General features: G+C 30.1%; 12 protein-coding genes. 5 read left to right on the forward strand and 7 right to left on the reverse strand.

The features are described 5' to 3' along the window. Window positions 1-189 precede the first annotated feature (189 nt). Both LQ675_RS10805 and LQ675_RS10810 read left to right on the forward strand, forming a co-directional pair. A complete protein-coding gene (locus tag LQ675_RS10805) occupies window positions 190-1,203 on the forward strand; it encodes a cation diffusion facilitator family transporter (protein WP_048543103.1) in 1,014 nt (337 codons plus the stop codon). Beyond that, window positions 1,203-1,388, forward strand: coding sequence for a 2-hydroxymuconate tautomerase (locus tag LQ675_RS10810; RefSeq protein ID WP_037560206.1), 186 nt, complete (start codon window positions 1,203-1,205; stop codon window positions 1,386-1,388). The genes LQ675_RS10805 and LQ675_RS10810 overlap by 1 nt, the downstream gene beginning before the upstream one ends. Window positions 1,389-1,461: 73 nt before the next feature. Here LQ675_RS10810 and LQ675_RS10815 read toward each other — a convergent pair whose 3' ends face one another. Continuing rightward, window positions 1,462-2,439, reverse strand: a complete 978-nt coding sequence (locus LQ675_RS10815) for an LCP family protein (RefSeq protein ID WP_048543105.1) — start codon at window positions 2,437-2,439, stop codon at window positions 1,462-1,464. 154 nt (window positions 2,440-2,593) lie between these two features. Between LQ675_RS10815 and msrA the strand changes: the two genes are divergently transcribed. Together msrA and LQ675_RS10825 are read left to right on the forward strand one after the other, a co-directional pair. Continuing rightward, entirely contained in the window at window positions 2,594-3,094 is a 501-nt protein-coding gene (msrA, locus tag LQ675_RS10820; RefSeq protein WP_037587960.1) for a peptide-methionine (S)-S-oxide reductase MsrA, read from the forward strand. Window positions 3,095-3,187: 93 nt separating this feature from the next. Beyond that, complete coding sequence (locus LQ675_RS10825) at window positions 3,188-3,805, forward strand: DedA family protein (protein WP_048543107.1); 618 nt, start codon at window positions 3,188-3,190, stop codon at window positions 3,803-3,805. 77 nt (window positions 3,806-3,882) lie between these two features. Here the strand turns inward: LQ675_RS10825 and LQ675_RS10830 are convergent, their stop codons facing one another. Further along, window positions 3,883-4,266 carry a VOC family protein gene (locus tag LQ675_RS10830; RefSeq protein WP_107601879.1) on the reverse strand — a complete coding sequence of 128 codons (384 nt, stop codon included), beginning with the start codon at window positions 4,264-4,266 and terminating at the stop codon, window positions 3,883-3,885. After that, a complete protein-coding gene (locus tag LQ675_RS10835) occupies window positions 4,263-5,165 on the reverse strand; it encodes a LysR family transcriptional regulator (RefSeq protein ID WP_107601880.1) in 903 nt (300 codons plus the stop codon). Before LQ675_RS10835 ends, LQ675_RS10830 begins: the two co-directional genes overlap by 4 nt. 93 nt (window positions 5,166-5,258) lie before the next feature. Here LQ675_RS10835 and LQ675_RS10840 point away from each other — a divergent pair, with 93 nt between their 5' ends. Beyond that, window positions 5,259-5,750: a LysE family translocator gene (locus tag LQ675_RS10840; protein WP_239727969.1), complete on the forward strand. Its 492-nt coding sequence runs from the start codon at window positions 5,259-5,261 to the stop codon at window positions 5,748-5,750. Window positions 5,751-5,883: 133 nt separating this feature from the next. Here LQ675_RS10840 and mprF read toward each other — a convergent pair whose 3' ends face one another. The 4 genes from mprF to glcT form a co-directional block, all read right to left on the reverse strand. Next, a complete protein-coding gene (mprF, locus tag LQ675_RS10845) occupies window positions 5,884-8,409 on the reverse strand; it encodes a bifunctional lysylphosphatidylglycerol flippase/synthetase MprF (protein WP_107610306.1) in 2,526 nt (841 codons plus the stop codon). Window positions 8,410-8,530: 121 nt separating this feature from the next. Continuing rightward, entirely contained in the window at window positions 8,531-9,685 is a 1,155-nt protein-coding gene (locus LQ675_RS10850) for an AI-2E family transporter (RefSeq protein ID WP_217994727.1), read from the reverse strand. 215 nt (window positions 9,686-9,900) lie between these two features. After that, window positions 9,901-11,967, reverse strand: coding sequence for a glucose-specific PTS transporter subunit IIBC (gene ptsG, locus LQ675_RS10855; RefSeq protein WP_107601883.1), 2,067 nt, complete (start codon window positions 11,965-11,967; stop codon window positions 9,901-9,903). A 123-nt stretch (window positions 11,968-12,090) separates the two neighbouring features. After that, window positions 12,091-12,927 (reverse strand): glucose PTS transporter transcription antiterminator GlcT, encoded by an 837-nt coding sequence (gene glcT, locus LQ675_RS10860; protein WP_239727971.1) that lies wholly within the window; start codon window positions 12,925-12,927, stop codon window positions 12,091-12,093. Between the last annotated feature and the right edge of the window lie 7 nt (window positions 12,928-12,934).

Here is a 12,934-nt window from a genome sequence, read left to right on the forward strand (position 1 = left end):
GTATAACTTAATTAATATATCTATATAAATAGTATAACACATTCCCTAAATGATGGTTTAAAAAATTTCAATTGACCTTTATAGTTTACATAATATTATTATGATATTTACATAAAAATACTTATATTATAATAAAATTGGGTATTATAGTGGTATAATCAAAACAAAAATATTTTAAAGGAGTTTTTTATGAAAGCTTTCATTAATTTACTTAAAAAAGGAAGCAAGTCTTCGCTTTCTGCTGCAGTTGTTAACTTTATTTTAGGTTGTTTAAAGTTATTCGCTTTTATCTTTACAGGAAACATCGCTATGTTTGCTGAAATGATGCACTCTTTTGGTGATGCAGCAAACCAACTTTTTGTATTTTTAGGATCAGCATTTTCTAAAAGAAGTCCGAATGAAAAATTCCCTCTTGGATATGGAAGATTAATTAACCTCGTTTGTTTAATAGCTGTTATTATTGTAGGTATTTTATCTTATGAGACAGTTAAAGAAGGTTTCCACCATATTGTCCATCCAAATGAAACTGGTGGACCAATATTATTTTTCTGGATTAATATTGCTGTTTTAGCTATCGGTATTATTTTAGAAGGTAGTGTTTTAAGAAAAGCTGGTAAAGAAATCTTAGAGGAAGCTGGTGAAAGCAGTAAAGGATTACTGACACCATTTACTAAAAGTTATTTACTGATTGGTAAAGCTAAACCTGCAACAAAATTAGTATTCATGGAAGATACTGTCGCAACTGGCGGTGGTATTATTGCCGTTCTCTCAATCATTATTGCAAGATTAACAGGTTTAGGTATGTTAGAAGGTATTGCTTCAGTCATCATTGGTGTGATGATGTTTATAGTTGTGGGTATTATCTTTATTGAAAATGCACAAGGCGTTCTTGGTATTGCAGATCATGAATCTGAAATACATGCTTCACGTGTCATATTAGACGACAAAGCAATTAGTGATATTAAAAGACTTGCTGTTATTAAAGAAGGAGAAGCACTTCATATAGAATGTTTATTAGAAGTTAATCACAATTATACACTTAAAGAGTTGTCAGATATCAGAAAACGGATTATATTAAAATTGTTAGACTTATCTCATGTTGAAGATGTGAACATAGAATTCATAGAAGATGACGGTCAAACAGACTGGAATGGAGATAGTGGTCCTTCAGCAAATATTCAATATAATAAGGAGCGTTTATAATGCCAATCGTAAACATTAAATTAATTGAAGGTAGATCAGATGAACAATTGAAAGGTCTTGTAAAAGATGTTACAGAAGCTGTTCATCAAAATGCAAAAGCACCAAAAGAAAATATTCATGTCATTATTGAAGAAATGAAACCTGAACACTACGGTGTTGCTGGTACACGTAAATCTGATTCATAAGAACTATATAATTATATAAAAAGCAATAAATGGTCAAAGTGACCATTTATTGCTTTTTTAGTTTCCTTAATGATTAATCGTTAAGAAATTTCTTAATTGCTTCTTTATTTTTTTCTTTGTCGATTTTTAATACTGCCCCATTTTCAATATCATTCTCATTTGTATAAGAACCTTTAACAGGGACTGTTAACGTCTTAATATCTTTATCGCCTCTAGCTAAGAAGCTAGCTCCCGTTTTGTAAATTGTTTGATCATCTAAATTGGTATTAACATAACCTCTAGCAATACCAGCTAATTTCGGTGCTTTAACAACTGAATCTACACTCATCATTTCTGATTTTAGTGCAGTCATGACTTGTTGTTGTCTTCTAACACGACCAAAGTCACCTTCTTCATCGTGTCTAAAGCGCGCATAACCTAATAATTCTTTCCCGTTTAAATTATGTTGCCCTTGTTTTAAAGAAACACCAATTTTGGCAGACATATCTTTTTCAACATCGATTGGAACACCTTTAGGTGCAATTTCATCGACCATTTCTTCAAATCCATCAAAATCGATAATTGCATAGTATTCCGGATCAATATCAAGGTTCTTCTTCAATGTCTTACGTAATAATTCAGGTCCGCCTAATGAATATGCAGTATTAATCTTATAATTACGATAGCCACCTGGGATTTCTGAATAAATATCTCTCATGACAGATACAATTTTGAGATCTTTTTTCAAGTAATCGTATTGAACAATCATAATTGAGTCTGTTCTAGGTTGTGAATTATCTACTTTGCGGTCCTCACCTAATACGAGCACATTTACTTTACCATCATTCCGCGTTGTACTATTGAATTTATGTAATTGCTGCTTTTTACCATTATCTGATGAAACTTTCAAACCAGATTTATAAGAAGCATTAATGTAAAATCCAAGTCCAATTAAAAGTAAGATGATACCTAAGAAAATAAAAGGTCTTTTTTTAATTCTACGCTTTTTTCTTCTTGTAGGTATATTCGTTTGACGATTATCTTCAGTTTCTGATTGATTATGCGAAGTCATTGTTACCAACCTTTTATCTTCAAAATTGAGTCTAATTATATTATAATGAGACTCATACATTAAGTTAACCAATTTATATACTAAAAATCAAGAAAAATTGCAAAGCTAACTTAAAAATAAGACTTGAGACTGAATAAAGGATGGTAAAAATATCATGAATATGAATAAAGCGTATTTTGCAGGAGGATGCTTTTGGTGTATGGTTAAGCCATTTGACCAATATGAAGGAATAGATAAAGTGACTTCAGGTTATATGGGTGGAACTACTGAAAATCCAACATACGAAGAAGTAAAAAAGGGTGATACCGGACATTATGAAGTTGTCGAAATCCAATATGATGTAGCTTTATTCTCATATAATAGACTGCTAGAAATATATTTTGCAATTATTGATCCTACTGATGCTCATGGACAATTCCAAGACAGAGGTACACAATATGAAACAGCTATTTTCTATACAAATGATGATCAGAAGAAACTTGCTGAACAGTATATCGAACAATTAAATAAAGAATTACCAGAAGGAAAATCAGTCGTTACAAAATTATTACCATATAAACCTTTTTACAAAGCTGAAGATTATCATCAAGATTTCTATAAGAAGAATCCTGAAAGATATCAAGAAGAACAAACAATTAGACAAAGTTTAAAATAAACAAGTATAGCATAACAGTATCGTATACAATTATGCTATACTGTTATTTTTATATAACATCTATCAGTATTTAAGATATAAAAGGAGAACATTATGGAACAATGGATTACTGATTTTATGACGCATTATGGATATATCGGTGTCTTCATACTCGTATTTTTAGAATATGTAATACACCCCTTCCCTTCTGAAATCATATTAACATTTGCAGGCTTTATGACTTCACAGTCAGAGTTGAATATCATAATTGTATGTTTACTTACAATTTTAGGCGCCGTACTCGGAGCACTTGTATTATATAGCATTGGTGCTCTTATAGGAGAAGAACGTTTATATAAATTTATACATAAACGTGGCAAATATATAGGTATCAAAACACAAGACTTAGATAAGACCATTCAATGGTTAGATAAATATGGACATTGGGCTATCTTTTTAGGACGCTTTATCCCAATTGTCAGAACTCTCATTTCATTACCAGCCGGTATAACTAAAATGAACTTACCCGTATTTATACTTTTAACAGCAATCGGTACAGGTATGTGGAATATATTTCTTATCATGCTCGGTAAAATGCTAGGCAATCATTGGCATCAAATTCTCATATATGTAGGTATGTATTCTAAAGTGTTTATTGTAATCATCGCGATAGCAGTACTATACGTCCTATACTTATGGTATAAACGCATTAAAGAAACACGTGTTAATTAAATAATAAATAAAACTTTCATAACCCCTTTTTCCAAGGATTGTTATGAAAGTTTTTTTGTATTAAATAAATTTATGTTTTAGTTTTTATAATTTGATATTTCTATTAAATTATTATCTGGATCTCTAATATAAATAGAATTAATATCACCGAGTGCACCAACTTTATCAATTGGTCCTAACTCAATTTTAACGTTATGTTTATTTAAATGAGATACAACTTCTTCGATACTAGTTTTAGTTATTAAACAAATATCAGCTGAACCTGCCATTGGGTTATTAGCTCTTGGTTTAATGATATTATGTTGTCTATGCAGATTGATTTTTTGATTCCCAAATTTTAATGCTTTTCTATTTTCACCAAATTCAATAATTTCCATACCTAATATGTTGCTATAAAAATCCAATGTCGCTTCAATATTAGAAACAGTCAAAACTATATGATCAATTCCTTCTATTTTCATTTTTTTATCTCCTCCTTTTTCTTATTTCTTCCCATATATAATTTCGATTCTTGAATAAATAAATCAATGAGATTGTTATTCCAATTTTTCTTCTTTGTTAAAGCAAATGAATAAAAAGTAGGAAATTGCTCATTTCCCTCTATGATTTTCAGCTTATTTGAATATATTTCTTTCTCTACAGTTCGATATGGCAAAACACTAAAGCCCATTTCATCTATCAAAAATGTCTTAATTGCATCTATACTCCATAATTCTGTTGTTTTAGAAACTCCCATTAAGTTACTACTTAAAAAGTCTTCAAACATTGTGCGATAAGTGCTATCTTTTTCATTTATTACAAAATGATTATATCGTTTACTTCTTAACAACTCATCTAATGTATCTGGAGCAGAATGATGTGCCACAATAACAATTTCATCATCACTTAATTTATGTTTTTGTATTGCATTATTTTGGATTCCAGTATTGATCACAAAAGCTATATCTACTTCACCATTCATAAGTAATGCTTGATTTTTGCTACAAGTATTATTAAGTAAATCAAATTCTGTATTTGGAAATTTTTCTAAAAATATTTTTATAACTTCACTTAATCCTGTTGTAACTAGTGATTCGGGTGCTGCTATTTTTAATTTATTAGTCATGTCCTCGTTCGATAATTTAATAATTTGATCGTGTGTCGAAATATAGTCATTAACTAAAGGCAATATTTTTAAAAGAAACTCACTTTCAATCAATTTTTTATTTGAGTATATAAATAATTCATTTTTCAATTCTGCTTCCAACTGATTAATTTGTTGAGATACATTTGATTGCGTATAGTTTAGTATTTCTGCTGTTCTTGTATAACTCTTCGTTTCTATAAGTGTCTTTAAAATTTTTAACTGCTTTATATTCATTCAATCACCTATTAATTTTATTAATGTATTAATAATAACATTAATTTCACTTATAACCAAAAAGACATTAAAATTTATATAGAGGTGAAGAACATGTCTGCGTTTTTAATTTATGTTTTTGTAACATCTATTACGCCAGGTCCAAGTAATATTTTTATTATGAATTCTACAAAGAAACATGGTTTATTAGGTGCAAAAAAATTTATACTTGGTATATTAGCAGGTTTTTTATTTTTAGCTATTTTAGCTTCTATTTGTTTATACTTATTTGAAGAATATATTGAAGCAGTTGAACAAACACTGAAAATATTTGGATTTGTATATTTATTGTATCTATCCTATAAAACGTTTACTGCTAGTAAAAACGATGAAATTGGTGATGTATATTCTACTTTTAAATCTGGATTTTTATTACAAATTTTAAATATGAAAACATTATTATTTTACATCACATTACTAGGTGTCTTTATTATCCCTAATTCCAATAACAAACCATATATATATGCTACTAACTATTATTATTGGGTGGGCTTGCCTTATTGCATGGGGCGTATTAGGACACTACTTAAAAAGATATCTCAATAAATATCATTATATTTTTAATGCTGTTATGTCATTATTGATCCTATATTCCGCATTAAGTATATTCTATTAATGAATAAAAGTGATATTTAACTAAAAACACCAAAACCACTTTTTTACAAGTGGTTTTGGGTTTTTATTTATGATTAATTGTTAAAGATACTCTTATTAAATTCCATAATAGTGAACTATATTTACGATATACTAAATATCTTGGTTCCCATTCTGGATAAAATTTTTGTTTATAATTTCGTAATCCTTGGAAGCTATATAGTCCATTCATATTTTCGAATACTTTTGCTGCAAATTTTTCTCTTAAATATGCGTATTGATTATGTCCTACATTGGATAACGTAGCCATTCCCATATTAAATTGTTTGTAGCCTTGTTCTTGTGCCCATAACAACATATGGATATATAAAGCGTCCATCATTGGTAGTTCTACTTCTTTGTTCCATCTAATTAGATCTACGGATATGGAATCATTATAATTTGTATACATTAATGAACAGAAACCTACTATTTCATTGCTATCATTTCTTATAACTGCGATTGGTGCTTTATTTAAATAATTTTCATCAAATGACCCAACTGAAAAGCTCATTTCTCTCTTGTCACCTAACCAGCCGTCACTAATAGATTTCAACATGTTGATATCATCTTGTGCAAATGGCGCTTCTATTATTTCAAATTGATAGCCTTCTGATGCTATTTTATTATGAGTTGCACGCATACCACGTTTTTTCTTACCAGATAAACTGAATGTTTCGAGATCTATGAGTGCTTCTTCTCCTAATTTGAAAAAGACATTTCCATAATCATGATATAAAGAAAGTAATTTACTTTGTACTTGATAGAAAATAATATCATGACCTAAAAAATGCATTTGATCATAAAATTCTTTTAATACTTCATGATATTTATCAGAGTTACCGACTGGATCACCTAACACGATAACTGCATTCATCTTATGTCGATACATAATAAAGACATCTTCATCTTTATTAACATAAAATGATTTATCTCCTGTAAATGCTAAGTGACTCACATATGAACCTTGATTTTGGTCGATAATAGACTGTATCGTTTCATATGTAGCATTTGTATATAAACTTTTTTGGAATCTTTTTGAGAGTATATATGTTATGCACATACCGATTAAACATAAGATCGCAAGTGCAATTAAGAACATTGTAAACACAGCATATTTATCAAATTTAGTGACTTCATGTGGATATAAATTCAAATAATTTTTAGTGACAATTCTATTGAAAATAAACATTGTTAAAATTAATATACCACTTAAAACTATTTTCATAGGTGTAACAATCTTTTTGACAACGAGCGCATTTTTGTAGCCGATAAATAATAATACTAATAGTATCGCTAACCATAAAAATGCAATGATTGTACTATTCGTTAATATAGATACGACTAACATCACGATGACAGAAATTATGCTCATGAGAATAGATCGCATCGTACCAGACATAACGCCTTTAGCACAAATAAGTAACATAAGTGTAGAAGCTGTATGAAGTGCTAATAAGATTGAATAAAAAGTATAATGATGTGAGTAAATAGCATCATATAAGATTAAAATGTGATTAAAATAAAGTACAAATCCTGTAATACCTGATAACAAACCTAGCGCCAATGTTGGTACTTTGGTCATAAAATCACTCTGTACAGACTTTATGAATGATGTTGTATCAACTGCTGGTGTATAGAATTTACTTTCTTCGATGTATTTTTTAGCGATACTACCAAATTCAAATGTAGATAAACCAAGTGCTATAATAAATGGGAAGAAGTAATAAGCAACTCTATAGAGTAACAACGCTAATAATACTTTTTCTTCAGGTACACCAAGCGACTTAATACCTAATAAGATCACTAAATCAAATGCACCAAATCCCCCGGGTATCATACTAATTAATCCTGATAAGGCTGCAACAACAAATATCCCAACTAAGTGAGCAAAGTCTACATGAATATGTAATGCTTTCAAAATGACAAATAATAAGTAGCTCGCCGCAATCCATTCGAGTGCAGATACAATTGTAAATTTAAATCCAAGCAGTCTGTCTCGACTTATAGAAGGTTTCAAATACGACACAACTATAAATAAAGGAAGAAACAAACTGCCAATATATATGACAATTTTAGCCCATGAAATATCAGCTAGTAATGCATCCGCATTAAAAACACGAAATACAATAAGTACACATAATAAACTTAAACCGCTTAACATGGATAACAATAACAATGAAACACTTTTAACTAAATCTTTCTTATCTTCAACGTCATTTCTATAAGAATAAATTCTTAAACCAGCACCTATTAATCCACCAAATCCTAAAATACTGTTAAACGTGTTAATGATATAGCTAATGGATAAAACTTTATGTATTGGTAAACTAATTTTTAAAGACTGTTTTAGCATCATGTCGTATAGAGATAAAACAGAAACGGAAAGTACACCTAATATAATGATGCCTACAAAATAAAATGTATTCATTTCTCTAAAAAGCACGATTGTCTTTTTAAAGTCGATTTTTCCTAATTCATTATGCAATACAAAGACAACGATGCATAATATGATACATATAAATAAAACTTTTAATATTGGCAAAATTTTCTTTCGATTTAATAGTCTCATATTCCAACCTTCTTTTATTTTGTAATACTCCCAAATAATACCATATAAATATACAAATTAAAATGTTTAAAAAAGACTGCCATTAAGCTTCAAAAAGTTAAAGGCAGTCTATAGTTATAGTTTATTCTTTTTCATGTACAACTTCTTCATCTTTAAACTCGTATGGACCTGAGTCATCTTGATAATACTTATTATAACGACGTTTAAATAATGTGAAGAGATGTGTCACTGCTACTTTAATAATAGCATATGCTGGAATACCTAAAATAACCCCTAGTATACCTGCTAAATTACCTGCACATAACAATACAAAGATAATTGTTAAAGGATGAATTTGCATTGTTTTACCCATTATATTTGGTGAAATAAAATGTCCTTCTAAAAATTGAACTGCAGCCCAAACAATTGCAAGTTTCAATAACATGAACGGTGAATCAATTGCAGCTAAAATAATTGCTGGTGAAATAGCGATAATTGGACCTAAATACGGTACAACACTAGTCACAGCAGCAATACTTGCTAATGTTAAAGCATAGTCTAATCCAATGATTGAATAACCGATAAATAGTAATACACCAATACAGAAAGCAACAATCATTTGACCTTGAATATAAGAACCAACTTGAACATTCATCTTATCAATTAAATCATGTGTATCTTTTCTGAATTTTGGTGGCATTAATCTAATAAAGTAATTTCTGAATTTCGCGCCATCTTTAAGTAAAAAGAATAATACAAATGGGAATGTAATAATGATCACAACAACATGTGTAATTGTAGATACAAATGTTTGGAACTTATTACTAAAATCTCCTACTGAATTAGATATTTTCTTAGGAATATCGCTAAAGTTCTGTTGGAACCAATTTTGAGCTTGTGTATAGTAATCCGCTACAAATGAATTTTGAGAAAGCTCTTTTAATTTATCACTAAATTCATCGAAATATGTAGGTAAATTTTTAGATAAACTCTCAACTTGATGTTGCACAACAGGTATTAATAACGTCACAATTAGTGTAAATGCTGCGATAATCACACATAATAATATGATGATTCCCCATAATCTAGAAATGTTAAACCTTTCCATAAAATTAATTATAGGATTAAACAAATAGAATGCAACAAACGCAACAATAATTGGGCCAATTAAAGTTGTCGTAATTGTAACGATAGGTTCAAAAACAAATGAAACATGTTGGAAAATAAATATTGTTAACCCTATCAAAATCAATAATCCTAAAATAAAATAAATATCACGTCCACCGAAAAACTGCATAAAACGTGTTGTTTTATTAAAAGTATTATTGGAATACTTTTCTTTTTCCAAAATAAGCCCTCCTCTTAAAGATTTATAATCTATTATACCCTAATCGAATCACTTTAAAAACAAAAATTTACATTTATAGTTTACATAATAATATTATAATTGTTTAATTTAGAATATAAAAAGAAGATACACCATGAAGATGTATCTTCTCATCCATAAAAGTCTTATTTAACGACTAATATTTTATCACCTTGTTCAACTGTACCTGTTGTTAATACTTCTAATGAAGCATCACCAAGATTAGTCACTACAATTGGCGTTATAGTACTATCAGCATTTTCTTTAATGCAGTCTAAATCAACTTTCATTAATGGTTGACCTTTAACAATATCTGTATCAGCTTCCGTTAAAATTTCAAATCCATTACCTTCTAATTTAACTGTTTCTAAACCGAAGTGGATTAATAATTCAACACCGTCATTAGATTCTAAACCAATCGCATGTTTTGTAGGGAATGTCATTTTCAATTTACCATCAAATGGTGCAACAACTTCACCAGTTTCAGGAATAATTGCAACGCCGTCACCCATCATTTTTTCAGAGAATACTTTATCTGGTACTTCAGAGATGTTAACAACTTCACCTTTAATTGGTGCATAAATTGTTGCGCCACCTTCAGCTAAAATAGCAGCACTTTCTTGATCGCCTTCTTCAGTAACAGTTGTTTCATCAGGTTTCGTAATTTCACCTGAAATGATACGTGCCATATCGTGTTTAATTTGATCTGATTTAGGTCCAAAAATAGCTTGGATATTGTTACCGACTTCAAGTACACCTGATGCTCCTAAACTTTTCAGTTCATCTTTGTTTACTTCAGATTTATTTAATACTTCAACACGTAAACGCGTAATACATGCATCTAAATGTTTGATGTTTTCTTTACCACCCATTGCATCTAATACATCGAATGGAAGTTCTGCTACTGAACTATTGCGTGATTCAGATTCTTTATCTTCACGACCAGGAGTTTTTAAGTTAAACTTCTTAATCGCAAATGTAAATAAGAAGTAATAAACTAACGCATAAATAATACCTACTGGAATAACAAGTAGTGCATTTGTACGATCCCAGTTTAATAAACCGTATAATACGTAATCGATAAATCCACCAGAGAATGTCATACCGATTTGAATATGTAGTAGATGCATCACTAAGAATGATGTACCTGCTAAAATAACATGAATACCGTATAATACTGGTGCTACGAATAAGAATGAGAACTCTAAAGGTTCAGTAATACCTGTTAAGAATGATGTTAAACCTGCAGATAACATTAAACCGCCGACAACTTTTTTACGCTCTGGACGAGCTTGACGATAGATTGCATATGCTGCAGCTGGTAAACCAAACATCATAAATGGATATTTACCAGTTGTGAATGCACCCGCTGTAAATGGTACACCGTCTTTAACTTGTGCCATAAATATTCTTTGGTCACCACGAACTAATTCACCTGCAGAATTTACATAGTTACCAAATTCAAACCAGAATGGTGAGTAGAAAATGTGATGTAATCCAAATGGAATTAAAGCACGTTCGATAATACCAAATATAAATGTTGTTAAAGCTAAGTTCTTATCTAATAAGAATGTAGATAAGTTATTTAAGCCATCTTGAATTGGTGGCCATGCAAATGAAAGAATAATACCTGCAATAATTGCTATTACAGATGTTGCGATAGGTACAAATCTTTTACCTGCAAAGAATCCTAAAAATGGTGGTAAGTTGATATTATAATATTTGTTGTAACACCATGCTGCAAGAGCACCCATTATAATACCACCAAACACCCCCGTTTGAAGTGTTGGAATACCAAGAACTAATGCGTTTGCTGGATCTTTAGCAGTTTGCCCTAAAGTTTTAGCGCCTTCAGCATAGCTATAAATGTCATCAATTGAAATACCTTTAACAACTCCCATTGTTGTATTCATAATAAGGTAACCAACTAATGCTGCTAATGCTGCAACACCATCTCCTCCAGCTAAACCTAATGCTGTCCCGAGTGCGAATAGTAATGGTAAATTATCAAAGATAATTTGACCAGATGATTCCATTACTGAAGCTATCATGACAATAACATCAGATTTTAACCAAGGTGCAATTTCAACGAATTGATCGTTCTGCATTGCATTACCAAACGCAAGTAAAATACCCGCTGCTGGTAAAATCGCAACTGGTAACATTAATGCTTTACCAATACGTTGCAATTGTCCAAAGAACTTTTTAAACATAATTAATACCCTCCTAATTGTTTAACTTCGTAAATCACGGCATGAAAAAAGGCATGAGCAAAGAAACTTACCATTACGGTAAAGTCTATTTGCTCATGCCTGATCGTATCAGTAACACGCAATTTATAAGTTATTATTAAAGTGCTGGATGTGCATTGTTAAATATGCCAACTCAGATTGATATACTGGCTTCTTCAATTGTGTTTGCATCATCTTCACTATCTTTACGGATATATTATAGCACAATGGATATTGCGCTTTCAATAGTGTTTCGATATTAGTTGCATCTGGAATTCGTTCATCTGCCAATACTCTTTGAATCGCATAGTGAAGGTGCCGAACAAAACGACTATAATTAATACTATTTTTATTAATATCAACTTCTAGGCCTTCTTCTATTATAATGATTGCTTTTTGAATAATCGCTTTTATATTGTGTATATCATGAATTGAATGATTCACTTCTGCAGAGTGAATATGTAAAGCAATAAATCCTGCTTCTGATTCAATAAACTGTAGATTTAATTTTTCGTTTAATGCTTTAACAGCTTTTTCTGCTATTTGATATTCCCTCGGATAAAGCAGTTCTGTCTCTTTTAAAAAAGGATTATGAACATGTATACCTTCTTTAATACGCTTGATCGCAAATAACATATGGTCTGTTAAAGATATTAATGTCTTTTCACTAACACTTCCACCCAACTGTTTATCGATACCATTCACAACTTCTAAAACGATACTAAACACTTCATCATTTGTACCATCTAATAATTGCTTATATTTATTTTTATCATTTTCAGATTCTAATAAATATACCTTTTCGATTAAATCTGTATTAATTTCTTCACCTTGTTTTTTTCCGAAACCAATTCCCTTACCAACTAATATAACTTCTTTATCATAATAATTAGCAACTAACACATTATTGTTTAATGCCTTTTCGATAATGTATTTTCCCATATCTTAA

It is taken from the genome of Mammaliicoccus sp. D-M19 (assembly GCF_022386695.1).
Lineage (GTDB): Bacteria > Bacillota > Bacilli > Staphylococcales > Staphylococcaceae > Mammaliicoccus > Mammaliicoccus sciuri.

What these genes read in the sequence shown, in the direction of transcription:
- glcT (WP_239727971.1), bottom strand. Translation starts at nt 12,927, where the DNA reads ATGGGAAAATACATTATCGAAAAGGCATTAAACAATAATGTGTTAGTT.
- LQ675_RS10825 (WP_048543107.1), top strand. Translation starts at nt 3,188, where the DNA reads ATGGAACAATGGATTACTGATTTTATGACGCATTATGGATATATCGGT.
- LQ675_RS10805 (WP_048543103.1), top strand. Translation starts at nt 190, where the DNA reads ATGAAAGCTTTCATTAATTTACTTAAAAAAGGAAGCAAGTCTTCGCTT.
- ptsG (WP_107601883.1), bottom strand. Translation starts at nt 11,967, where the DNA reads ATGTTTAAAAAGTTCTTTGGACAATTGCAACGTATTGGTAAAGCATTA.
- LQ675_RS10840 (WP_239727969.1), top strand. Translation starts at nt 5,259, where the DNA reads ATGTCTGCGTTTTTAATTTATGTTTTTGTAACATCTATTACGCCAGGT.
- LQ675_RS10810 (WP_037560206.1), top strand. Translation starts at nt 1,203, where the DNA reads ATGCCAATCGTAAACATTAAATTAATTGAAGGTAGATCAGATGAACAA.
- mprF (WP_107610306.1), bottom strand. Translation starts at nt 8,409, where the DNA reads ATGAGACTATTAAATCGAAAGAAAATTTTGCCAATATTAAAAGTTTTA.
- LQ675_RS10830 (WP_107601879.1), bottom strand. Translation starts at nt 4,266, where the DNA reads ATGAAAATAGAAGGAATTGATCATATAGTTTTGACTGTTTCTAATATT.
- LQ675_RS10835 (WP_107601880.1), bottom strand. Translation starts at nt 5,165, where the DNA reads ATGAATATAAAGCAGTTAAAAATTTTAAAGACACTTATAGAAACGAAG.
- LQ675_RS10850 (WP_217994727.1), bottom strand. Translation starts at nt 9,685, where the DNA reads ATGCAGTTTTTCGGTGGACGTGATATTTATTTTATTTTAGGATTATTG.
- msrA (WP_037587960.1), top strand. Translation starts at nt 2,594, where the DNA reads ATGAATATGAATAAAGCGTATTTTGCAGGAGGATGCTTTTGGTGTATG.
- LQ675_RS10815 (WP_048543105.1), bottom strand. Translation starts at nt 2,439, where the DNA reads ATGACTTCGCATAATCAATCAGAAACTGAAGATAATCGTCAAACGAAT.